At 62.0% G+C, this 23228-nt stretch carries 23 protein-coding genes; 11 read left to right on the top strand and 12 right to left on the bottom strand.

The window, feature by feature from the left end:
• Both QZ511_RS11525 and QZ511_RS11520 read right to left on the bottom strand, forming a co-directional pair.
• Nucleotides 1-792, bottom strand: a 792-nt coding sequence (locus QZ511_RS11525; protein WP_295802501.1) for an MFS transporter, incomplete at its 3' end; no start/stop codon positions are given.
• A gap of 113 nt (nt 793-905) precedes the next feature.
• Nucleotides 906-4328, bottom strand: coding sequence for a PAS-domain containing protein (locus QZ511_RS11520; protein WP_295802500.1), 3423 nt, complete (start codon nt 4326-4328; stop codon nt 906-908).
• A gap of 311 nt (nt 4329-4639) precedes the next feature.
• Between QZ511_RS11520 and QZ511_RS11515 the strand changes: the two genes are divergently transcribed.
• The 4 genes from QZ511_RS11515 (at nt 4640) to QZ511_RS11500 (ending at nt 8508) form a co-directional block, all read left to right on the top strand.
• Nucleotides 4640-6814 carry a TonB-dependent receptor gene (locus QZ511_RS11515; protein ID WP_295802499.1) on the top strand — a complete coding sequence of 725 codons (2175 nt, stop codon included), beginning with the start codon at nt 4640-4642 and terminating at the stop codon, nt 6812-6814.
• Nucleotides 6815-6968: 154 nt separating this feature from the next.
• Nucleotides 6969-7274, top strand: a complete 306-nt coding sequence (locus QZ511_RS11510) for a hypothetical protein (RefSeq protein WP_295802497.1) — start codon at nt 6969-6971, stop codon at nt 7272-7274.
• A gap of 85 nt (nt 7275-7359) precedes the next feature.
• Complete coding sequence (locus QZ511_RS11505; RefSeq protein WP_295802496.1) at nt 7360-7833, top strand: META domain-containing protein; 474 nt, start codon at nt 7360-7362, stop codon at nt 7831-7833.
• Nucleotides 7834-7965: 132 nt separating this feature from the next.
• The gene (locus tag QZ511_RS11500; RefSeq protein WP_295802494.1) at nt 7966-8508 is read left to right on the top strand and encodes an META domain-containing protein; all 543 of its coding nucleotides are present in this window, start codon (nt 7966-7968) and stop codon (nt 8506-8508) included.
• A 309-nt stretch (nt 8509-8817) separates the two neighbouring features.
• On the opposite strand, the gene smrA is transcribed toward QZ511_RS11500, so the two are convergent.
• The 6 genes from smrA to QZ511_RS11470 all read right to left on the bottom strand — a co-directional run bounded on the left by smrA (nt 8818) and on the right by QZ511_RS11470 (nt 12329).
• Entirely contained in the window at nt 8818-9411 is a 594-nt protein-coding gene (smrA, locus tag QZ511_RS11495; protein WP_295802493.1) for a DNA endonuclease SmrA, read from the bottom strand.
• Between the two features lie 46 nt (nt 9412-9457).
• Nucleotides 9458-10330 (bottom strand): NAD(P)-dependent oxidoreductase, encoded by an 873-nt coding sequence (locus tag QZ511_RS11490; RefSeq protein WP_295802491.1) that lies wholly within the window; start codon nt 10328-10330, stop codon nt 9458-9460.
• A gap of 33 nt (nt 10331-10363) precedes the next feature.
• Nucleotides 10364-10819, bottom strand: coding sequence for a thioesterase family protein (locus tag QZ511_RS11485; RefSeq protein WP_295802490.1), 456 nt, complete (start codon nt 10817-10819; stop codon nt 10364-10366).
• Between the two features lie 142 nt (nt 10820-10961).
• A complete protein-coding gene (secB, locus tag QZ511_RS11480; RefSeq protein ID WP_295802489.1) occupies nt 10962-11462 on the bottom strand; it encodes a protein-export chaperone SecB in 501 nt (166 codons plus the stop codon).
• Between the two features lie 135 nt (nt 11463-11597).
• Nucleotides 11598-11849 (bottom strand): glutaredoxin 3, encoded by a 252-nt coding sequence (grxC, locus tag QZ511_RS11475; protein ID WP_295802488.1) that lies wholly within the window; start codon nt 11847-11849, stop codon nt 11598-11600.
• 69 nt (nt 11850-11918) lie between these two features.
• A complete protein-coding gene (locus tag QZ511_RS11470) occupies nt 11919-12329 on the bottom strand; it encodes a rhodanese-like domain-containing protein (protein WP_295802486.1) in 411 nt (136 codons plus the stop codon).
• Nucleotides 12330-12617: 288 nt separating this feature from the next.
• Between QZ511_RS11470 and gpmI the strand changes: the two genes are divergently transcribed.
• From gpmI to QZ511_RS11450, 4 genes are all read left to right on the top strand, one after another.
• Nucleotides 12618-14162: a 2,3-bisphosphoglycerate-independent phosphoglycerate mutase gene (gpmI, locus tag QZ511_RS11465; RefSeq protein ID WP_295802484.1), complete on the top strand. Its 1545-nt coding sequence runs from the start codon at nt 12618-12620 to the stop codon at nt 14160-14162.
• A 24-nt stretch (nt 14163-14186) separates the two neighbouring features.
• Complete coding sequence (locus tag QZ511_RS11460) at nt 14187-15332, top strand: peptidoglycan DD-metalloendopeptidase family protein (RefSeq protein WP_295802482.1); 1146 nt, start codon at nt 14187-14189, stop codon at nt 15330-15332.
• A gap of 123 nt (nt 15333-15455) precedes the next feature.
• Nucleotides 15456-16844 carry a S41 family peptidase gene (locus tag QZ511_RS11455; RefSeq protein WP_295802480.1) on the top strand — a complete coding sequence of 463 codons (1389 nt, stop codon included), beginning with the start codon at nt 15456-15458 and terminating at the stop codon, nt 16842-16844.
• Nucleotides 16845-16917: 73 nt separating this feature from the next.
• Complete coding sequence (locus tag QZ511_RS11450; RefSeq protein WP_295802479.1) at nt 16918-17187, top strand: DUF6316 family protein; 270 nt, start codon at nt 16918-16920, stop codon at nt 17185-17187.
• Here QZ511_RS11450 and hisF read toward each other — a convergent pair.
• From hisF to hisB, 4 genes are all read right to left on the bottom strand, one after another.
• Nucleotides 17184-17945: an imidazole glycerol phosphate synthase subunit HisF gene (hisF, locus tag QZ511_RS11445; RefSeq protein ID WP_295802477.1), complete on the bottom strand. Its 762-nt coding sequence runs from the start codon at nt 17943-17945 to the stop codon at nt 17184-17186. The genes QZ511_RS11450 and hisF overlap by 4 nt on opposite strands.
• Nucleotides 17946-17961: 16 nt before the next feature.
• On the bottom strand, nt 17962-18693 hold the full coding sequence (gene hisA / locus QZ511_RS11440) for a 1-(5-phosphoribosyl)-5-[(5-phosphoribosylamino)methylideneamino]imidazole-4-carboxamide isomerase (protein WP_295802475.1): 732 nt from the start codon (nt 18691-18693) through the stop codon (nt 17962-17964).
• 216 nt (nt 18694-18909) lie between these two features.
• Nucleotides 18910-19554 (bottom strand): imidazole glycerol phosphate synthase subunit HisH, encoded by a 645-nt coding sequence (hisH, locus tag QZ511_RS11435; protein WP_295802473.1) that lies wholly within the window; start codon nt 19552-19554, stop codon nt 18910-18912.
• A 23-nt stretch (nt 19555-19577) separates the two neighbouring features.
• Nucleotides 19578-20165 carry an imidazoleglycerol-phosphate dehydratase HisB gene (gene hisB, locus QZ511_RS11430; RefSeq protein WP_295802471.1) on the bottom strand — a complete coding sequence of 196 codons (588 nt, stop codon included), beginning with the start codon at nt 20163-20165 and terminating at the stop codon, nt 19578-19580.
• A 162-nt stretch (nt 20166-20327) separates the two neighbouring features.
• On the opposite strand from hisB, the gene QZ511_RS11425 reads away from it, so the two are divergent.
• The 3 genes from QZ511_RS11425 to QZ511_RS11415 form a co-directional block, all read left to right on the top strand.
• Nucleotides 20328-20618 carry a hypothetical protein gene (locus tag QZ511_RS11425; RefSeq protein WP_295802469.1) on the top strand — a complete coding sequence of 97 codons (291 nt, stop codon included), beginning with the start codon at nt 20328-20330 and terminating at the stop codon, nt 20616-20618.
• Nucleotides 20619-20686: 68 nt separating this feature from the next.
• The gene (locus QZ511_RS11420; RefSeq protein WP_295802468.1) at nt 20687-22786 is read left to right on the top strand and encodes a TonB-dependent receptor plug domain-containing protein; all 2100 of its coding nucleotides are present in this window, start codon (nt 20687-20689) and stop codon (nt 22784-22786) included.
• A gap of 255 nt (nt 22787-23041) precedes the next feature.
• A partial coding sequence (locus QZ511_RS11415; RefSeq protein ID WP_295802466.1) for a hypothetical protein occupies nt 23042-23228 on the top strand: 187 nt, incomplete at its 3' end.

Raw genomic sequence — 23228 nt, 5'->3', positions numbered from 1 at the left:
GTAGCGCTTGGTCACGATGATACCGGCCACGGTTCCCACCATGCCCGCGGCAATCATCACCGCCGACAGGTGGCTGCTGGACACCGCGAATCCGTCGATCAGCGGGAACAGGGCAAACACAGCGATGTAACAGAACAGCACGCCGCAGTATGCCAGCGGCAGCCACCAGTTAACCCCCTCGCGCATTCCCTCTTTCAGGCCGTATTTTTCCTGGGGCTTGTCGCCACCACCGGACAGGGAGAAATTTTCCGCACTCAGCCACCACAGCACGCCCAGCGCCAGCACCATGACCCCGTACAGCGTTACTACCGACTGCCAGCTTCCCAGCCACACACTCAGTGCGCCGGTAGACAACAGCGCGAGCAGGTTGCCGGTATTGAAGGCCGCAGCGTTGATGCCGTTGATCAGAGGCCGCTCCTGCGCCGAGAAATAGTGCAGCACCACCGGGGCGAAATACACAATCGCCAGTGCGCCGCCGAGCCCCAGGGCGAGACGGGACATCAGCCAGCCGCTGTAACTTTCTGCCAGCGCGCCAAAACCACCGGCCGCAATCAGTACGATGGCGAGCGTGAAGGCGCGCTTGGCGCCGAGACGCATCAGCAGGCCGGCAGCGGCGAGGTTGCCGACGATCTTGGCGATGGTGATGACATTGCTGCCCCAGGTGGCATTGGCGAAGCCCTCTTCACCAAATGAAGACTGGATCGCCGGCGTCAGCATGGCGCCGGAAACCCAGCTGGCGGCGAACAGCGCGTAGGCGCTGAACATCAGAATTTCCAACAGGTATTTTTTCATCGCTCTCACTTTTGCCCCGTGGGGGACCACTTTTTATTGTTCACTCGGCACCGGAATCGGCGCGCACAGCATGCGGGATTTGATCTCAGACTGCGCTGCCCGCCCCGCCTTGCCTATACGACCTTGGTAGCAGGTTCCGCAAGCCCGCCGACTGCCCCGGCCGGGCGCTTCTGCCACTTCTGCAGCAGTGCGCGCAGTGCCGCGGGGCGCAGGGGTTTCTGCAGGAACTGCCAGCCCGCCTGCTGCGCGCGGTTTTTCACCGTATTGGTATTCTCCGCGGAGATGATCACGCAGGGCACATCGCCGCCCCAATGGGCCAGCAGCTCCGCCGCGAGGTCGATACCGTTGTCGCCGTCGTCCAGATGGAAATCCATCAGCAGCAGGTCGGGCTCGGCGCAGGCGAGCGCCTGCTCGCGATCCCGCGCGCACTGCACCCGGCAGCCCCAGCCTTCCAGCAATGCCGCCATGGCCTCGAGAATCGAGGGCTCGTTGTCCACACACAGCACCTGCAGGTCCAGCCGCGCACCGCGGCTCGCCGCCGCGCCCGCCAGCGCGCGGGTATTTACCTGTGGCGCCGTCAGCGCCAGCTGCACCTTGAATACGCTGCCGCGGCCGGGCCGGGAAGCCAGGGAGATGGGAGAGTGCAGCAGGCGACACAGGCGCTCCACCGTGGCGAGGCCAAGGCCGTAGCCCTGCTGGCGCTGCGCACCTCCGGAAATATCTTTCTGGGTCAGACGGCAGAACTCGCGGAACACGTCCTGCTGCTGCGCTGCGGCGATACCGACACCGGTATCCCACACCTCCAGCGACACCGCCTGCCCGCGCCGGCGGGCGCCAATCAGCACACCGCCGCTGCGGGTGTATTTCACCGCATTGTCCAGCAGGTTCTGCACGATGCGGCGCAGCATCTTTTCGTCGCTGCGCACCCACAAATGACAGGGCCGGTAGCGCAGGTGGATACCACGGCTGTGGGCGGCGATCCGCGCCTGCGCCACCGCGTCGTCGAGAATACTGTCGAGGGATACCGCCCCCAGGGCGGGGCGGATATCACCGGCGTCCATGCGCGCAATCTGCAGCATGTCGGTGATCAACTGCTCGGCAGCAGCTAGGGCACTGTCGGCGCGGGTGAGCAGCTGGCGACTGTCCTCCTGCAGCTCCCGCGCCGCAAGGGCATCCAGAAACAGGCGACTGGCGTTCAGCGGCTGCACCAGGTCGTGGCTGGCAGCGGCGAGAAAACGGGTCTTGCCAGCACTGGCGGCCTGCAGCTCCAGGTTCAGTGCCTGCAACTCGTTGTTGACGCTTTCCAGCTCGGCGGTGCGGTCGGCCACCTTGTGCTCGAGGGAACTGCGGATGTCCGTCAGCTGCGCCAGTGCCCGCTGGTAGTCGGACACATCGGTGTAAGTGGTTACAAACCCGCCACCGGGCAGCGGATTGCCGCGAATCTCCAGCACCGCGCCGTCGGTGCGGTGGCGCTGGACCCGGTAGGCGGTGCCGTTGCGCAGGTGTTCCACCCGCTTCTGCACGTGCTCCTCCACATCGCCGGGGCCGCACTCACCGCGGCTGGCGTTGTAGCGGACCAGCTCCGCCACCGGGCGGCCCACGTAGATCATCTCCTGGGGGTAGCGGAACAGCTCCAGATAGCGCCGGTTCCAGGCCACCAGGTTGAGGTTGGCATCCACCACAGAGATGCCCTGGTCGATATTGTCGATGCTGCTCTGCAACAGCCCGCGGCCGAACTGGTAGATGTCCGAGGCCTGCTCCAGGTTCTGGGCGCCACTGGCGTATTCGCTCAACTGGCGCACCAGGCGGCGGGCACTGGTACTGCCGACGATGCCGGCTAGAATTTTTTCCACGCCGTCGCGGTAGGCGTGGGCGGACACACCGCCGTCCTTGCCGCTCAGCATCGGCGCCAGCGCGCGGCTGGCGGCATCTTCGCCGACGAAGCGCGCCAACAGCTGGCGCAGGCGGGCGCGGTCCACCGGCGCCGCTGCGGCGGCGCCGGTGGCGGGTTGCAGGCGGGCCTGCAGCAGGGAGACGCCGACCAGCGCCAGTGCGTTCAGGCCCAGCCCGAATACACAACTGATACTGAGGGGGCTCCAGTCCAGGCCGAGCCAGAGCGCGAAACTGTCCACCTGCCCCAGCGCGGCGGGCAGCGCCGACAGCGCCCACACCGCAGAGCCGATCAGCAGCCCGCAGATCACCGCCGGTGCCCGCAGCCGGGGCCAGTGCGAGGGCCAGGTCACTGCCGCCACCATCGCCGGTGCCAGCTGCGCCACCAGCGCCAGCGACAACAGGCCGAAGGTACCGAGGCTAACCCCGGGGCCAATGGCCTCGTTGACCCCAAATGCCGCCAGCATCAGCAGGCCGATGATTACCCGCCGCACCCGGCGCAGGTCGCTACCCAGGGCCTTACCCGCGGGCCGCTGCTGCAGGTGCCGCAGCCACCAGGGCACGATCATGGTATTGGCAATCATGGTGGACAGGGCGATGGTGGCGATGATCACCATGCTGGAACCGGCAGACAGGCCGCCGATAAATGCCAGCAGCGCCAGCCAGGATTTGCCGCTCTCCAGCGGCACCCCCAGCACAAAGCGTTCGGCATTGCTGTAACCCGCGCCATTGCCGTCAACGCCCGGCAACCACAGCAGGCCGCCGTAGCCCACCACCAGAATGGCCAGCGACAGGATGCCGAGATAGAGCGGGATCAGCTTGCGCACCGGGCCGATGTCGCGCTCGTCGTCACTCTCGATCATCAGGATGTGGAACTGCCGCGGCAGGCAGAAGATGGCGGCCATGCCCAGCACCACCACCGCGAAGAACCCGGTATCGTCGCCGCGGGCGGCGGCCAGTTCCGCCACCCGCTCACTGGCCAGTGCGGTGCGGGTGAGGTCGGCGGCACCGTCGAAGGCCGAATTCAGCAGGAACCAGGCCACCGCGACAATCGCGCCGATTTTGACCACAGCCTCGAAGGCCACCGCCAACAGCATGCCGTTTCGGTGCACGCTGCTGTCGATATGCCGGGTGCCGAACAGCAGTGCGAACAGCCCGAGGGTGACGCCAACCACGGCGGTCACTACCGATGCATTGATGTCATTGCTGTTTGCCAGTAACAGGAAGCTGTCGGCCACGGCGCGCAGCTGCAGCGACAGGTAGGGCACCACCGCCACCACCGCCAGTAGCGCCACCGCCGCCGCCAGCCACTGGGATCCGCCGAACTGGGCGCTGATGAAGTCGGCAATGGAGGTAGAGCCCTGCTGCTTGGACAGGCGCACAAATCGCACCAGCAGCGGCGCGCCGAAGATCAGCATGAGGCTGGCTCCGACAAAGGTCGGCGGCAGCAGCCAGCCCTCGTGTACCGCCTGGGCCGGGGTGCCAAAGAACATCCACGCGCTGGTGTAGGTGCCGGCCAAGGCCAGCAGCAGGGGTTTTACCGGGCGGATACGCGCGGCCGGCAGCCGGTCCCCCCAGAAGGCGATGGCAAACAGCAGCAGCAGGTAGGCGAGGCCGACGGCGGCCAGCAGCGTGAGACTGAACAATGGAATTTCTCTTTTCGTTATTTTCGGCGCGCCGTGACCATTGGTTACATTTCGACCAGCCGGCAGCGAACTCTTGCGCTATAGGCCACATCCCCGGGGCCTTTGCTGCCACAGCTGGCATCCAATAATGGATTACGCGCCATATTGTCGGTATTCTGCACAGAAGACTAACCGATTGTGTGTTTTTTGTCCTCACCCGAACCACCGTCCGTTCGTCATACCTTGGTCTAGCAGGCAAAGGGACAGCGAGTGGATACAGTGGCAATCCGAAACATTTTTATAAAAACCATAACTGGTGATCGGAGAGAGCCATGCGCAAAACAATAAAGTTCAACCCTCTCGCCGTGGGCATCATGCTCGCCTGCGGTGCCAATATGTCCCTCGCCGCCGAGGGAGCCCTGGAAGAAGTGACCGTAACCGCGCAGAAGCGCGAGCAGTCCCTGCAGGAAGTACCGGTAGCAGTAACCGCCTTCGGTGAAGATTCCCTGATTGAAAACGGTGTCGCCGACCTGAGCGATATCCAGAAGCTCACCCCCAATACCACCCTGCAGGTGAGCCGCGGCACCAACTCCACCCTGACCGCCTATATCCGCGGCATCGGCCAGCAGGACCCGCTGTGGGGCTTCGAGCCGGGCGTTGGTATCTATGTGGATGACGTCTACGTAGCCCGCCCCCAGGGCGCGGTAATGGACGTGTTCGACGTTGAGCGCATTGAGGTCCTGCGCGGCCCTCAGGGCACCCTCTACGGTAAAAACACCATTGGTGGCGCGGTCAAATATGTGACCAAAAAGCTGAGCGGGGACACCGAATTCAAGATTCGCGGTGGCCTCGGTTCCTACAATCAGCGCGACCTGGTGCTGAGCGGACAGACTGGTCTGACCGACACAGCCGCCATCGGCTTCGCAGTGGCCAGCTACCAGCGTGACGGCTACGGCGAGAACGTCGTGACCGGCGCGGAAAACTACAACAAGGACATCCTCAGCGGCCGCGTCTCTCTGGAGCTGAACCCGTCTGAAAATCTGTGGATCCGCCTTGCCGCGGACCAGACCCAGGACGACTCCAATGCGCGCTACGGCTACCTGATGTTCGACGCCCCGACCGGCAGCGAAACCTCGCTGGACAGCGTGTACGATCACGAATCCAACATGCCGTCTGACAACTCCGTGGAAACCGGTGGTATGTCGCTGACTGCGGAGTGGAAAGTCTCCGACAGCATCACCCTGAAATCCATGACCTCCAGCCGCACCGGCGATACCGAAACCAATATCGACTTTGACAGTATCAACCGTCCGGATTTCGACGTACCTGCATACTACAAGGACGAGCAGTTCACCCAGGAATTCCAGCTGTCCTGGGCCGGCGACACCGCCAACCTGGTTTCCGGTATCTACTACTACGACGGTAACGCAGAGGGTGGTTTCGATGCGGTACTCGGTATGTACGGTATTACCCAGAACGTTTCCGGCAACGTAGACACCCAGAGTCTCGCGGTATACGCCAACTACGAAAAGTATCTGACCGACAAGCTGAACATCACCCTGGGCGGCCGTTACACCCAGGATGAAAAATCCGCGGACGTATTCAAGGGCAACTACCTCGGTGTGTACTCACCCATGTTTGCCGACCGCTACGACGGCACCCCCGCCATGGACACGCCTTACGCGGTGCTGACCGACTACAGCAACAGCGATGAGTGGGGACAGTTCTCACCCAAAGCTGGTGTCAACTACCAGATCAACGATGATGTAATGGTCTACGCCAGCTACAGCGCGGGCTTTAAATCCGGTGGTTTCGACATGCGTGGTGACGCCAGCGTAAACCCGGAAACCGTGGACGGTTATGATCCGGAAACCGTGGGCACCTATGAATTCGGCCTCAAATCCCAGCTGTTCAATGACCGCATCCGCCTGAACGCTGCCGCCTTCCATACCAATTACGAAGACATGCAGGTAACCGTTCAGACCTTCTCCGAAGCAACGCAAAGCTTCTCAAGTGCGGTACTGAACGCGGGTGAATCGGAAATCCAGGGCCTTGAACTGGAAATGATGGCGAGCATTACCGACCGCCTGACCTCCAATATCGTGCTCGGCTACACCGATACCGACTACATCAGCGTGATGGACGCGGGTGTGAACATCGCCGACCAGTGGGGCGCCTTCCAGTACAGCCCGGCAAAAACGGCTCTCGGCCAGCTGAGCTACGCAATGGATGTAGCCGGCGGCGAACTGGTCATGAACAGTTCCGTATCCTACCGCAGTGAAATGCAGATCTACGCTGCACCCAGTGCCCTGGATGTGGGTTCGGTAACTCTGATCGACGCCGGCGCCACCTACTTCAGCGGCGACGGCAACTGGCAGCTGTCCCTGCAAGGCAAGAACCTGGCGGATGAAACCTACCGCAATGCCGGCTACAACGCCTTCGGCTGGGTAACTGGCTACTACGGCGCTCCCCGCACTATCGCGCTCACAGGCAGCTACAACTTCTAATCATCGTCTCGCAGTGTTGCGTATTTTCTTGGGGCCCATTGGGCCCCTTTTTTGTCGCGACAAATTTCCTTGCGGCGCGGCCTTAAACAAATTGGCACGTAAATTCACACTTTGGCAGCTGACTCTTCTAGCCTGAAGAGTGAAGGCGGCGCATATGCCGCATTCGACAACCAGCTACCGAGGTATCAGCGTGCAGAAATTGAGTTGTATTCTGCTGGCTGCGGCAGTAGCGGCAGGGATTGTCGCCGGTTGCACCGCAACCGAGCCCAGGGAAAGTCACGCAAACCGCGCTTTCACCAGCGCCATCCCCCCCAACATGGGCAACCCGGATTTGCGGGTGAAGCCCCAGGAATCAACCAGGCGCAGCCCGCGCGCCCTCAACGTCAACGGCACCAAATTCCGCTGCTTCGAACGCGAACTGGAGACCAAGATCGTGGTGCGCTGCGTGCGGGAGTCGTAGTTAGACGTCAGCTTGGCGTCACAGCCAACGCAAATCTCCAGCCCCTAGCTAAGCTTTAGATATTTGCAAGCAGGGAAGGGATGCTATGAGCAGGCTGCTAATGGTTTGGCTCGCTGGGCTGGGTATCGTGATTGCCGGCTGTGTGGGGATGGATAGCGGTGACAGCGCCCCTGCCCAGACACCCGGCTCACTGCCCAGTGTCTGCAACGGCAAGTGGGAATTGCGCCGGCTGCGCCTGAACGGGGAAGTGGTGCCGGTGGATGAGCCGCAGTCCTTTACCTTCCTGTGCAACAGCGATGGCGAGGCAATGGGCAAGAGCGGTATCAATACCTACCGCGGCGCCATGCAAGTCACCGACAGCGGCCAGATCCTCTGGGATACGGGCAGCTTTGCCTCCACCAAGAAGGCGGGCCCTCCGCAGCTGATGGACCAGGAAAACCAGTATCTGCGCGCCCTGTCCGGCACCCGCCAGGCCTTCGTCAAGGGCGGTGGCGGGCGACTGATCCTGCGGGATGTGTCTGGCGACATTTACATCGAATATATCAAGGCCGAACACTGAACACCGCGCCGCCGGTTGCGGACCGGGCAAACCGGCGACTGGCGCCTGTGACCAATTCGGGCAGCGCTCAATGTCACAGACTGCGGCGTCAAATTCGTGTTAAATGGCGCAAACAGCCACCGGAAGGACTTCATGCCCTTACAGCGCCCACCTTCAACGCAACGCCCGATTCAATGCCTGATCCGACGCCGGCTCTGCGGGTTACTGTTCCTCTCCCTGCCACTTTCCGCCTGCGGTCACTTTGCCGGCGATGCCGAACCTGCAAACCTACAAAAGGCATCCAACGCGGATATCTGCGAACAGCAGTGGCTGCTTGAAAGCCTGGTTGTCGACGGTCGCGAACACAAGACGCGTATGTTCTGGCAGAAGATGTGGCGCGACCGTCCCTACCTGACCTGCGACAAGCTCGGCTTTGTGCGGGGCAGTGCGGGCTCCAATCCCTATCTCGGAAAATTCGACCTCAGCGACAGCGGCAACATCCACTGGCTGAAACCACCGAAAATCTCCCGCATGGGCGAGCGGCGGGAAAGCAGCGAACTGGAAACCGATTATCTGCTGGCACTGCCGCGGGTGGATAGCGCCAGCCGCCAGGGCGACGTCCTGGTGCTGCACGGTAGCGATGGTACCCGCGTGGAGTTCCAGCGCTCCAGCGAAGCCCCGCCCCCCGCGCCTTAACATTCCGATTACACCGCAAACGAACGCGCATAAAAAAAGCGGCCACCAGGGCCGCTTAAAGCATTCAAGAAGGGTCTCTATTCGCAATGCGAATGTCGATTCCAATCCCCCAACCGGGGGCACTTCCAAACTCGGAAGCATAAACACACCAAACAATGGTGAGATGCAAAGAGAGAAGAACAACGAAAACTTTCCGGTTGCAGCGATGAAGCAACACGACAAGCCTCAATTCGTTGTGGGTGTAGATTAGCTGGCGGGGATTACAAACAAATGACGAAACAGGAATTTTTCCTATTCAGGAAAAAATAATTACGGGCGGCTGCGCCGCTGATGCTGTTCCAGATTCTGCTGCCGCTTGCGCTCACTTTTGCGCAGCAGGATATAGGTGGCACCCAGGCCGCCGTGCTGCTTCTGCGCGCTGTGAAACGCCAGCACTTCCGGCAACTGCGGCAGCCAGGTATTGAGGCAGCTCTTGAGCACCGCCGGCTGTTTGCGCCCCTCGCCCTTGCCGTGGGTCACCAGCGCGCAGCGCACATCCGCTTCCAGGCAGTCCCGTACAAACTGGTACAGGGTACTGCGGGCCATTTCCACGGTGTGGTTGTGCAGGTCGAGGCGCGCATCCACCGAGTATTTGCCCAGGCGCAGGTTGCGGTAAACCCCGTTCTGCACCCCGTCGCGCTTGAATTCGATCGGGTCGCGCGGGTCCACCGGCTCCACAAACTCGCCCCCCAGGGGGTTCAGCTCGCGGGCGGTCTGGGCGGTCGCGGCCTCGCGGCGCGCGCGCTGGTTCAGCGGGTCCCGGGAATCCTTGCGCAGGGGCGCGGTTTTGCGCTCCGCAGCCAGCGGCTTGACGTCACCCAGTGCACCCATGGCGCCCAGAAAAGTTTCGTTATCGCTATCCACGTCATACCCCCCGCGTGCACGCTACCACCCTCGCCCCCAAATTGACCTAGGGGTCGAGAAACAGATCCACGGCCAATGCATCGGCCTTGGCGGGATTGTGCGCATACTCGGTAAAATCTTCCACCCCGCGTTCGTGCAAAAGCTCCTCATCGATCAGCTGGGCCCCGCTCAGCCCCTTGTTATCCGTGATCAGCACCTCGTAGGCGGCATCCGCCATGATCATCGGTTTGCGGCTCTGCTCGAACATCTCGCGGCTGCCCACCGCGAACTCGATCGCGGCGGTGGCCACCAGGGTGCGCGGCCACAGGGTGGCGACGCTGATGTTGGCCTCCCGCAGTTCCTCTGCCAGCCCCATGCTGAGGATGGTCATGCCGAACTTGGACAGGGCGTAGGGCGCAAACGGGCCGAGCCAGCGTGGCTGCAGGTTGAGCGGCGGCGACAGGCTGAGGATATGCCCGCACTGGGACTGTTTGAGATAGGGGATTGCCAGGTGTGCGGTGAGGTAGACCGCACGGGCGTTGATATCCAGCATCAGGTCGTAGCGCTTGGGCGGCGTGGACTCGACGTTGGTGAGGTTGATGGCACCGGCGTTGTTGATCACCGCGTCAATACCGCCGAAGGTGTCGGCGGTCTTTTTGAGGGCATCCGCCACCTGCTGCTCTTCGCGCACGTCCACCTGCATCGGCAGTGCCCGGCCACCGGCGGCCTCCACCTCTTCGGCGACGGTGTAGATGGTGCCGGGAAGCTTGGGATGGGGTTCGGCGGACTTGGCAGCAATGGCGATATTGGCCCCGTCGGCGGCGCACTTGAGCGCGATGGCGCGGCCAATCCCGCGGCTGGCGCCGGTGATGAAAATGGTTTTGCCCTTGAGGGCGCCGGTGTTTTTGGTAAGGGTGGTCGGTTTGCTCTCGGAGGTCATGGGCGCCCCTTCTGGTCTGGTTGCAAGGCCTGGCTATGCGCCCGCCGCCGGGGTTTCGGTTGCGACCACAGCCGGGCAGTATATGTCCTTGAAGGTCTGCGGCATCCGTTTGGGTTTGCCGCTGGAGAGTTCGATACACACCATCTGCCAGGTGGCCCGCAGCACCAGCGCCTGGTCGCCGGCGCGATAGACCTGGAACTTGCGGGTCATATTCAGGCGGCCGTCCACCATGGTCAGCCAGGTGCCGATCAGCAGCTCATCGTCCTCTCTGGCCGCCAGTATATAGTCGTACTCGGCCTGCCGGATTGCCATTCCACGGTCCATGGACTGGTAATTGGTGACATCCAGCCCCAGCTCCACACTGTGCGCCCAGGCGGCACGCTCGCACCAGCGCACGTACTCCGCATTGTTGGCATGGTGCAGGCCGTCCACATGCTCGGCTTTGACCTGGACCTTGTGAATATAGGGTTCGGGGAAGTCCCACTGCATTTCGGAGCTCCGGCTTTTGGTTCCCTGGAGAGGGCTTCTTGGTTAGCTGCGGTGGCGGCTCTGCTACCTGGTGCCAGCCACCACAAGGTGCCAGCAAACAAAAAAGGCCCCCGAAGGAGCCTTTTTCTGGAAAAACCGGCAATTAGGCGTCGGTTTTCTCTGCTGAGCCTTGCTCGGCCTGCTGTTGGGCCTGCTGCAGGGCAGCGGCGAACAGGGCGTCGAAGTTGATCGGCGGCAGCATCAGGGCGGGGAAGGAGCCCTTGGTTACGATGTTGTCGACCACTTCACGGGCGTACGGGAACAGGATGGTCGGGCACGCGGTGTTCAGTGCCTGCGCCAGCTGCTGGCCTTCCAGGCCCTTGATACCGAACAGGCCGGCCTGCTGAACTTCCACCAGGAAAGCGGTCTCTTCTTCCAGCTTGACGGTGATGGTCAGGGTCAGGGCCACTTCGTAAAGATCTTCGTCGATCTTTGCGGTTTTGGTGTTCAGTTCCTGATTAACTGCCGGTTTCCACTGCTTCTTGAAAACCTCAGCGCCCATCGGAGTCTCGAAAGACAGGTCTTTCAGGTAGATGCGCTGCATTGCGAATTGTACTTGTTGTGCGTCTGCGTTCGCCGCTGCGCCGTTTTGTTCTTCAGCCATGTTACTGCCTGTTCACTTAATAGATTTATATGCTGCCTTCCCTGATAGAAGACTCCCTGTATGGGTCTTCTTATGGGGGCCTCGAAATACCCTTTCAAGGCATGTAAGCAAAATTTCTTCTGCCGGGGGCACCGTCTACGCCAGTAACTGGTCCAGCTCGCCGCTGCGCTCGATGGCCATCAGCTCATCGCAACCGCCCACGTGGTGGTCGCCGATCCAGATCTGCGGCACCGTATGGCGACCGGCCTTGGCGGTCATCTCTGCGCGCAACTGCCGGTCCCCGTCCACGGAAATCTCCGTGTACGGCACATTTTTATTGTCCAGCAGGTACTTGGCGCGGACACAGAAGGGGCAGAATCGGGTGGTGTAGATGACGACGTCTTTCACGATCTCTTACCTCTTTGCGCTCTGGTTGCGCGGCGCCGCCGCGCAATCTTTGATAGTTCGGCTGATGGTTCAGCCTTTCACCAGTGGCAATTTCTGGTTCGACCACTCGGACATACCGCCCTCCAGGCGGCGCACGGTGTAGCCGGCCTTTTTCAGCTGGCGACCCACCTGGCCCGCATGCTGGCCCATCTTGTCCGCCAGGATGATGGTCTTGTCCTTGAACGGTGCCAGTTCGCCGATGCGCTTTTCGACTTCGCCGTGGGGAATGTGGATCGCATCCACAATGTGGCCCGCGCTGAACTCGGATCGATCGCGCAGGTCGACCACCCGCGCCTCGTCACCATTGATCAGTCTGGTGGCCTCGTGGGCCGACGCGGGCTTGCCCGCCTTCAGACGTTCGGTAATGGCCAGCGCGTACAACAGCGCCACCAACAGGCTCACCAGCAACCACTGCTCGCTGATAAAGACGAAAAAGTCCACTCCGCCCCCAAAATTTTCCAAATTGTTGTTGTGTGCGACCTGCGGGTCGCGATTTCCCGGACGGCCGCAGGCCAGCCCAGTTTGAAGGGGGCGGAGTATACACGACTATGGCCAATTATTAACCAGAAATTTCGGCCAGCGGGCCCCGCAACCACTGATCAAAAGCTGACCTGAAGCCCCAAAGCAGGTTAAAATCCGCCACCTGCTGTACGGTACCCGCAAAGGTCCCGAATTCTGGCAATGTCGCCGAATGATCTTCCACCAACCCAACACAGGAATTCCGATCCCATGGCATCCGAGTCTTCGCCCAAACGCCCCCTGGTCCTGCTGATCCTGGACGGCTTCGGCTTCAGTGAGCACACCGAGCACAACGCCATCGCGGCGGCGAACTCTCCGGTCTGGGACCAGATCTGGGCCAGCCGCCCGAAAACCCTGATCCACACCTCCGGCATGGCGGTGGGACTGCCGGAAGGGCAGATGGGCAACTCCGAGGTGGGCCATATGACCCTCGGTGCCGGCCGCGTGGTGTACCAGAACTTCACCCGCATCAACAAGGCCATCGAAGACGGCGACTTCTTCCGGAACCCGGCCTACACCACCGCGGTGGACAAGGCCATTGCCGGCAACGGTGCGGTACACATCATGGGCCTTCTGTCCGAAGGCGGCGTACACAGCCACGAGGACCACATCATTGCCATGGTGACCCTGGCGGCCCAGCGCGGCGCCAGGACGATCTACGTGCACGCTTTCACCGACGGCCGCGACACTGCCCCGCGCAGCGCCGAGCCCTCGCTGGCGCGCCTGACACAGGTGTGCGATAGCGTGGGTAATGCCCGCATCGCCAGCATTGCCGGGCGCTACTTCGCCATGGACCGCGACAACCGCTGGGACCGGGTGCAGCCGGTGTACGACCTGATCACCCAGGGCAGCGCGGAATACGAAGCCGCGGATGCGGTTTCCGGTCTCGCCGCCGCTTACGAGCGCGATGAAAATGACGAGTTCGTGGCGCCGACCCGCATCGGTACCCCCGCGCCATTGGCAGACGGCGACGCGCTGATCTTTATGAACTTCCGCCCGGACCGCGCGCGCCAGCTGACCCGCGCCTTTACCGACCCAGCGTTTGACGGCTTCCCGCGCGCGGTAGCCCCGAAACTCGCGGACTTCGTGATGACCACCGAATACGCCGCCGATATCAACGCCAGTTGCGCCTTCCCCCCGGAAGCGCTGGTAAACTCCTTCGGTGAATTCCTGCAGAATCAGGGTAAGACCCAGCTGCGCATCGCCGAGACCGAAAAATACGCCCACGTGACCTTCTTCTTCAGTGGCGGTCGCGAAGAGCCCTACAGCGGCGAAGAGCGTATCCTGATCAAATCTCCGGACGTGGCGACCTACGACCTGCAGCCGGAAATGAGCGCGCCGGAAGTGACCGACAAACTGGTGGCGGCCATCGAAAGCGGCAAGTTCGACGCCATCATCTGCAACTACGCCAACGGCGACATGGTCGGCCACACCGGCGTGTTCGAAGCGGCGGTAAAAGCGGTGGAAGCCCTGGATACCTGCGTGGACCGCGTCACCAAGGCGGCCCTGGCCGCCGGCGGCGAGGTGCTGATCACCGCCGACCACGGCAATGTGGAGGAAATGTATGACGCCGGCTCCGGCCAGGTCAGCACCCAGCACTCCACCCTGCCGGTACCCTTCGTGTATGTGGGTGAGCGCAACGTCACCATGCGCGACGGCGGCAGCCTCGCGGATGTGGCACCCACCATGCTGGCGCTGATGGGCATGACCCAGCCCGCAGAAATGAGCGGTGAACCGCTGGTAAAATTTGACTGATCCAAGGTTAGGTTAAGCAGTCCCATGAAATTTTCCGCGTTGGCCATTGCAGCCCTGTTGGCATCCTTCCTGATCGGCCCCGCCTGTTTCGCACAGGCGAGCGACGAGGAGCAGCAGGCGCGGCTGGATGAAATCAAGCAGCGCATCGAGTCGCTGCAGCAGGAACTGAACCAGGTCAAAGGCGAGCGCGACCAGCTGCTCAAGGATCTGGAGTCCAACGAGAAAGACATCTCTGAACTGCTGCAGCGCATCGACAAGATCAAGTCGGATATGAAAACCCGCGGCGACAAACTGCAGGAGCTGAAACAGGAAGAAAAACAGCTGGAGGAATCCCGGCGAAGTATGCAGCGGCGGGTCGAGCAGGAAGTCGCCGCCGCTTACCGACTCGGTCGCCAGGAGCAGGTCAAACTGCTCCTCAACCAGCAAGATCCCCAGCACATCGCCCGCCAACTCCGCTACCACGACTACTTCCTCAAGCAACGCAGCCGCGTTATCGGCGACTACGTCACCACCCTAGAACAACTCTCCACCGTCAGCACCGGCATCCAGCGCGAACAGGACACCCTCGCCCGCGAACGCAACCAGCTGGAAAACAAGCGCCGCGAGCTGGTCAGCGCCCAGCAGTCGCGCCAGCGCACCCTGGACAAGCTGGCCCGGCAGCTGGCGAGCAAGAGCGGTGAACTGGACCAGCTACACAGCGACCGCAGCCGTCTGCAGCGCCTGGTGGACGAGGTGGGCCGCGCCATTGCCAACCTGGTGAACCCCAGCGACCAGACTCCGTTCGCCAAGCGCCGCAAGCGCATGGAGTGGCCGGTGAGTGGCCGCCGCGCCAACGCCTTTGGCCAGCGCCGCGCCAACGGCATCACCTGGACCGGAGTTACCCTGCGCGCCAATGAAGGCACCCCGGTCAAGGCAATCCACCGCGGTCGTGTGGTGTTTGCGGATTACCTGCGCGGCCAGGGCATGCTGATCATTCTCGATCACGGCGACGGCTATATGAGCCTGTATGGCCACAACCAGTCCCTGACCCGCGCCATCGGCGAGTGGGTAGAAAGCGGGGACACCATTGCCAAGGTAGGCAATACCGGGGGCCTCAGCTACAGCGGCCTCTACTTCGAAATCCGCCGCAACGGCAAGCCCCAGGACCCCACCGCCTGGTGCCGGCGCTAGCGCCCGGCACCGCCACACCCGCGCAGCCCCGGTACACTTCCCCGCCAAGTTGAAAACCGGCCCCCGTGCCGGGTCTACAATTCTCAATGGAAAGTAACGATAAATGCCAAGGATGCGCAGACTATGTTCACCCCCAAGATGCTCGCCCGTATAGTTGGCGTGGCAGCCCTTACCGCCCTGCCGCTGATGGGACTCAGCCAGGTCGAAGACACCGCCAACGGTGCGCTCGAGGCGCGCTCCCGCCTGCCACTGGAAGACCTGCGCAGCTTTGCCAAGGTGTTCGAGCAGATACGCCAGGGCTATGTGAACGAAGTGGACGACAGCACCCTGCTGGAATACGCCATCAAGGGCATGTTACAGGGGCTGGACCCCCACTCCGCCTATCTCGACAGCCGCTCCTTTGACGACCTGCAGGCGAATACCACCGGCGAATTTGCCGGACTGGGTATCGAGGTGGGCATCGAGGACGACTACATCACCATTGTCAGCCCCATGGACGGCACCCCTGCGGCCCGCGCCGACCTGCGCGCCGGCGATGTAATCCTGCGCCTGGCGGGCAAGTCCATGCGCGGCGTGAGCCTCGATGAGGCGGTGGAGAAAATGCGCGGCCCGGTGGGCAGCGAGGTGACTCTGACCATCGGGCGCAAGGGGCACAAGGAACCTTTCGATGTCACCCTGAAGCGCGACAAGGTGCGCGTGTACAGTGTGCGCAGTGAATTCCTCGAGGAGGGTTACGGCTACATGCGCATCAGTCAGTTCCAGTTGGATACCGGCGGCGACCTGATGCGGGCGATGAAAAAACTGAACGAGGAAGGCGAACTGAAAGGGCTGGTGATCGACCTGCGCAACAACCCCGGTGGCGTACTGCAATCCTCGGTGGAAGTGGTGGACGCCTTCCTGGAAGAAGGGCTGGTGGTGTATACCGAGGGGCGCAATGAAAGCGCCAACCTGCGCTATTCCGCAAGCCCCGGCGATGTCACCAAAGGCGCGCCGCTGGTGGTTCTGATAAACGGCGGCTCTGCGTCCGCGGCGGAAATTGTCGCCGGCGCCCTGCAGGATCACCGCCGCGCGGTAGTAATGGGGACCGACAGTTTCGGCAAGGGCTCGGTACAGACAGTGATCCCGATCAATGACGAGCGCGCCATCAAGCTCACCACTGCACTGTATTTCACCCCCAAGGGTCGCTCGATCCAGGCCCAGGGCATCAAACCGGATATTACCGTGGAGCGTGCGACGGTGACCCGTATGGACGGGCGCGAGCGCACCACCGAGGCGGACCTGGCCGGCCACCTGGGTAACGGCAATGGCGGCAGCGAAAGCGGTTCGGAAGACCGCAAGCGCGCCAAGTCAAAGCGCGATGACTGGTACAGCCGCGACAATCAGGTTTTCGAGGCACTGAATGTACTGAAAGGCCTGAACCTGTATGTGCACCGCGCACCGGTAAAAAATGAAATCAGCACCGACAAGGCGGCGGAAGGCCAGGTAGCGCGCATTCGCGCAGAGGATCTGTAACAGGCGGGGTGCGGGCCGTTGACTGCCCGCCCGGCACCGGATTTTTGGCTAAGCTGAATAGAGGTGCCGGTTTTTGAGCAGTAGCAGTGAGGTTGTCATGCAGCAGTACCGCCGTGGCGAAGAGGGCCAGACTATCCCACCCCGCGCTGAGCGCTTCTACAAACTCGAAGATGAATGGTACTTCAACGTGCGCGGGGGCAAGACTTTCGGCCCCTACGCCTGCCGTGAGCAAGCCGCAAACGCCCTGGAAAAACTGCTCAATCCCGTCAGGGAATACAAGGGCAACGTGCGCCCGTTTGGCAATCTGCGCGCACGCCGCTGGCGCAATGCATCCAAGTTCTAGATTCGCATCTCAATGCCGGACTTCATCATGAAGTCCTTGGCCTCGCCGATGGTGTACTCCCCGAAGTGAAAAATACTCGCCGCCAGCACCGCATCGGCACCCCCCTGCAGCACGCCGTCGGCCAGGTGCTGCAGGTTGCCGACACCCCCTGAAGCAATCACCGGTACCGATACCGCATCGGAAATTGCGCGGGTCAGAGCCAGGTCGAAGCCATTCTTGGTACCGTCGCGGTCCATGCTGGTGAGCAGGATTTCTCCGGCGCCGTAGGCGTCCATTTTTTTCGCCCACGCCACCGCGTCGATACCGGTGGGCTTGCGGCCGCCGTGGGTGAATATCTCCCACTTGTTGTCACCTACCTGTTTGGCATCGATGGCGACGACGATGCACTGGCTGCCGAAGCGGTCGGCGGCCTCGCGCACGAATTCGGGATTGTTGACCGCGGCGGAATTGATCGCGGTTTTGTCGGCGCCGGCATTCAACAGGTTGCGGATATCCTGCAGGGTGCGCACCCCCCCACCGACGGTGAGTGGAATAAACACCTGCGAGGCCATTTTTTCCACGGTATGCAAGGTGGTGTCGCGCTCTTCGTGGGTGGCGGTGATGTCGAGGAAGGTCACTTCGTCGGCACCGGCTTCGTTGTAGCGACGGGCGATTTCCACCGGGTCGCCGGCATCGCGGATGTCGACAAAGTTTACCCCTTTGACCACGCGACCGGCGTCGACGTCGAGACAGGGGATGATGCGTTTGGCGAGGCCCATAAATTTTTCCTGTTGTTTACCCTTTCCACTCGTCACACAGTTTCTGCGCTGCGCGTAAATCCAGCTTGTCTTCGTAGATGGCGCGGCCGGTGATAGCGCCAAATATGTCCTTGGCTTCGAGTAACTGGCGAATGTCGTCGATGCTGCTGACGCCGCCGGAGGCGATAATGGGGATCTGCACGGCGCGGGCCATTTCCAGGGTGGATTCGATATTGACCCCCTGCATCATGCCGTCGCGGGCAATGTCGGTGTAGACGATGGCGCTGACGCCACTGTCCTGGAACTGTTTGGCGAGTTCGGTGGCCTGTACGTCGGAGACGTCGGCCCAGCCTTCGGTGGCGACGAAGCCGTTTTTGGCATCCAGGCCGACGATGATGTGGCCTTCGAATTCCCGGCAGGCTTCTTTCACCAGTTTTGGATTTTTTACCGCTGCGGTGCCGATGATGGCCCAGGTCACTCCGGCGTCCAGGTACCATTCGATGGTTTTGAGGTCGCGGATGCCGCCGCCGATCTGGATCGGGAATTTGGGGAACTGGCGGGCGATGGCGTTGACGGCGTCGGCATTGACGGGGTTGCCGGCGAAGGCGCCATTGAGGTCGACGATATGCAGGCGCTTGGCGCCCTGGCTGAGCCAGTGTTCGGCGGTGGCAACCGGGTCGTCGGAGAAGACGGTAGCGTCTTCCATTTCACCCTGGCGCAGGCGTACGCACTGGCCGTCTTTCAAATCAATGGCGGGGATTACGATCATTGTGGATAACTTCCTGTTGCTTGGGTCCCGGGTCGAGTTGCCTGAAGCAGGCCCGGTGGCGGCTGAGCACCGGGTACGAGTTTTCAGAACCGCTGTGAATACGTCCCTGTAAGCTGCGTCGGCGCCGTCCATGGCGCCGACGCTTCTGAAAACTCGTACCCGGCACTCAGCCTTCGCGAATAGATTTTTGCTTCGTGAGCGATTTTTCAAATGCGCTCAGAATTGGCCGTTCCAGCCAACAAAGTTTTTCAAAAGCTGCAGCCCGGCATCCGCACTTTTTTCCGGATGGAACTGGGTCGCGAAAATATTTTCGCGGGCAACTGCCGCCGCGAGTTTCACCCCGTACCGGGTTTCTCCCGCAAGCGCTTCGTTGTTTTCCGCCGGCACATAGTAGCTGTGTACGAAATAGAAACGGCTGCGGTCTTCAATGTTTGCCCACATCGGGTGGTCGACTGTCTGCTGCACCTGGTTCCACCCCATATGCGGAACTTTCAAGCGCTCGCCGTTTTCTTGCAGGTCGGTACCGAAAAACTTAACCGGCTGCGGAAAAATGTCCAGGCAGTCGACGCCGTTATTTTCTTCGCTTCGGTGCATCATGATTTGCATGCCAACACAGATGCCGAGTACCGGCATGCCGGATTCGATGCAGTGGTTCAGCAGCGGTACGAAGCCGGGGCGGATGAAGCCTTCCACGCAGTCGCGGATGGCGCCGACGCCGGGGACGATGAGGCGGTCGGCGCCTTCGGCCTGCTCCGGGGTGGTGGCGAGTACCACTTCATCTGCGGGGGCGACTTTCTGCAGGGCGCTGGCAACCGAGTGCAGGTTGCCCATGCCGTAGTCGAGGACGACGATTTTTTGCATGGTGCGATGTTCTCCTGCCGGCCTTACAGTACGCCTTTGGTGGAGGGCATGGCGCCTTCCATACGCGGGTCGGGGGTGAGGGCCATGCGCAGGGCGCGACCGAAGGCCTTGAATACGGTTTCAATCTGGTGGTGGGCGTTGAAGCCGCGGATGCAGTCGATGTGCAGGGTCACCAGGGCGTGGTTGACGAAGCCCTGGAAGAATTCATAGAACAGCTCGGTGTCGAAGTTGCCGATGCGCTTCTGGGTGAAGGGCACGTTCATGGTGAGCCCGGGGCGGCCGGAGAAGTCGATGACGACCCGCGACAGGGCTTCGTCCAGGGGCACGTAGGCGTGGCCGTAGCGAGTCATGCCTTTCTTGTCCCCCAGCGCCTGGGTAATGGCCTTGCCGAGGGTGATGCCGATGTCTTCGACGGTGTGGTGGTCATCGATGTGGATGTCGCCGTCGCAGGAGATGTCCAGGTCGATCATGCCGTGGCGGGCGATCTGGTCCATCATGTGTTCGAGGAAGGGCACACCGGTGTCGAATTTGCCGGTGCCTTTGCCGTCGAGATTGACGCTGACCTTGATCTTGGTTTCCAGGGTGTCGCGATTGACGCTGGCGGTGCGCATGGGCTGTTACATCCTTGATTGCGATCTTGATTACGAGGTTCGCGGCAGATTTGCCACCCTCTGAGACAGACGGCGCGAATTATACGCCGAAATACGCGGAAAATTGGCCGTTAGTCACAGATGAAACTTGATTCACGGCCCCGTTCAAATATCATACCGCCCATGAATATGACTCCCGGCAACAAAACCCGCTACTGGGCCAGCCTTGTACTGCTGTTCGCGTTTATCTGCGCGCAGCCGGTGCTGGCGGAGCATATTCATATCCAGGACAAGTCCCACGAGCTGTGCGAGATCTGCTTCAACCACATGCCCGCTGCGGTCAGCAATCCGTTCACCTATGCCGGCGACGATCTGGCCCCCCTCTATATCCAGCAACAGGCCCCGGTCGCCCGCGACTGCCAGCCGGAGCGCCAGACCGCCCGCGGCCCGCCCGCACTCCTGTCCCTTAGCTAATCCAAAAACCGTTTTGAGCTTTGCGGCGCGGCCTGTGTATGCCTGCGCCGGTGACAGGAATAACAATCATGTACCGAGTCAATACTCTGGCGCTGGCCATTGCCTGCGCGTTTTCCGCTTCTGTGTCCGCCCAGTCGGCCAACAAAGAATCCCTGGAAGAGGTGAATGTCACCGTTTCCCCCCTATCCAAGCCCGCCGACGCGGTGGCGGCACCGGTATCCGTGCTGAACGGCGATGCGCTGCGCAAGTCCGCCGCCGCCACCCTGGGCCAGACCCTCAACAGCCAGCTGGGGGTTGCCAACGCCTCCTTCGGCGGCGGCGTCGGCCTGCCGGTGATCCGCGGCCAGAGCGCCAACCGGGTGAAGGTGCTGAGCGACAACCTGGACAGCGCCGACGCCTCCAACACCAGTTCCGACCACGCCGCCAGCATCGAGCCGCTGCTGGCGGAGAGCATCGAGATACTGCGCGGACCGGCCACCCTGCGCTACGGCAGCGGCGCCATCGGCGGCGTGGTGAATGTGCTCGACGGCCGCATCCCCAGCGAGGTACCGGAGCAGTTCGAGGGCGCGGTGGAAATGCGCCACGACACCGCCAACAGCCAGGACGCCGGAGTCTTTCGCCTGCAGGGCGGCGCCGGCAATCTGGCCTGGTACCTGGACGGGGTCTACCGCGAGAACGGCGACACCCAGATCCCCGGGCTCGCCATCCGCGAGCACGGAGAACATGAAGAACACGCGGACGAAGCGGCCCACGAGGAAGAGTTCAATACCGACGGCTATGTGGGCAACACCAGCGCCCGCGCCAAGAGCGGCAGCGCCGGCCTGTCCTGGGTGACCGACAGCGGCTTTGTGGGCTTATCGGTCAACCGCCTGGAAAACAACTACGGCATCCCGCTGGGCACCCACGAGCATCACGAAGAAGAGGAGCACGAGGAAGAGCTGGCCCTCGAGGAAGAGCACGAGGAACACGGCGAAGAGGCGGTGCGCATCGACCTGGCGCAGACCCGCTATGACCTCAAGGGTGAGCACGACTTCGGCGACGACTACTGGGACAAGCTCAGCTTCCGCCTGGGCCACACCGACTACGAGCATGTGGAGCTGGAGCACGGCGAGCCCGGCACCCGCTTTACCAACCAGACCTGGGAGAGCCGGGTAGAAGTGACCCACGACAACGGCGGCCAGTGGCGCGGCGCCTACGGCCTGCAGCTGTCCAGCAAGGACTTTGCCGCGATCGGCGACGAGGCCTTTATCCGCCCGTCGGTCACCGACAGCATCGGCGCCTTCACCATGAAGGAACGCGAGTGGGACGACTGGCACCTGGACCTGGGCGCGCGCCTGGAAAATGTCACCGTTGACCCGGAGTACGGCCAGGAAAAGGACTTCAACCTGGTGGGCCTTTCCGGCGCCCTGCAGTACTTCCTCGCCGAACACCAGCACCTGAGCTTGGGCCTGACCAGTGCCGAGCGCGCACCGGTGGCAGAGGAACTGTTTGCCGACGGCGCCCACCTGGCCGAGTCCCGCTACATCATCGGCAGCGAGGACCTGGACACCGAGAACTCCATCAACCTGGAGCTGGGCTACCACCACCACAACCGGGAAGCCAGCGGCTGGCACGCGGCCAAGGTGGAGGCCAATGTGTTCTACAACCGCATCGCCGACTATATCTACGCCGCCAATTCGGGCCAGGAAGACGCGGAGAGTGAATTCCCCATTTACGCCTACAGCAACCGCGACGCCACTTTTTACGGTGCCGAGGCCTCGGTGCAGTTCCCGCTCTCGGATAGCCTGAGCCTGACCCTGTTCGGTGACAGCGTGCGCGCCAGCTTTGACGACGCCATTGCCGGCCAGTCCAGCGAAGTCCCGCGCCTGCCGCCGCTGCGCTACGGCTTCGCCCTCGGCGGCGACTATGACAGCTGGAACTGGCAGTGGCGCACTTCTCATGCCTTGGCGCAAACGAAGCCCGGCGCCTTCGAGGAAGCCACCGACGCCTACACCCGCATGGACCTCAGCGCCCAGTACAACCTGACCCTGGCCGGTAACGACGCGGTACTCTTCGCCAACGCCCGCAACCTGCTGGATGAAGAGATCCGCAACGCCACCTCCCTGCTGCGGGACTTCGCCCCGGAAGCGGGCCGCAGCGTGGAAGCGGGAATACGGTTTCATTTCTGACCGGCACCTGCTTCAATAGTCTGCAATTGCAGAGTTGATTCGCACCCACCATTCCCGGATGCGAAGGCGTCGATGCCGGGTGCGATCTTGTGAGACCTTCGAAAACAGGGATGTTTTCGAAGAGCCCCCAGGGATGGGTTCACGGCGTGTCTCACGAGATCGCACCCGGTAGCGCCGCCTCCAGAGGTTTTCACAACCTGTGGCGGCAACTTCATAATTCCCATGCCGAAATTTCCAGAATAAGGACTAGCCTGTATGGCCTGGATCAAACGCGGACTTATCACGCTCGTTATTCTTTTCGCCCTGCTCGCCGGGGCTGTCGCCTGGTTCCTGGCCGGGCTCGACGCCAACCAGTACAAACCCAAAATCGTACAGCTGGCCGCCGACCAGGGCATTGCCCTCACCCTCGACGGCGATATCGGCTGGCAACTGTGGCCCAACA

The organism is uncultured Microbulbifer sp. (genome assembly GCF_913055755.1).
In the GTDB taxonomy this organism is placed as follows: domain Bacteria; phylum Pseudomonadota; class Gammaproteobacteria; order Pseudomonadales; family Cellvibrionaceae; genus Microbulbifer.
Note: the sequence above shows the minus strand (reverse complement) of the source record. Positions and strands in the feature narration are given on the sequence as shown.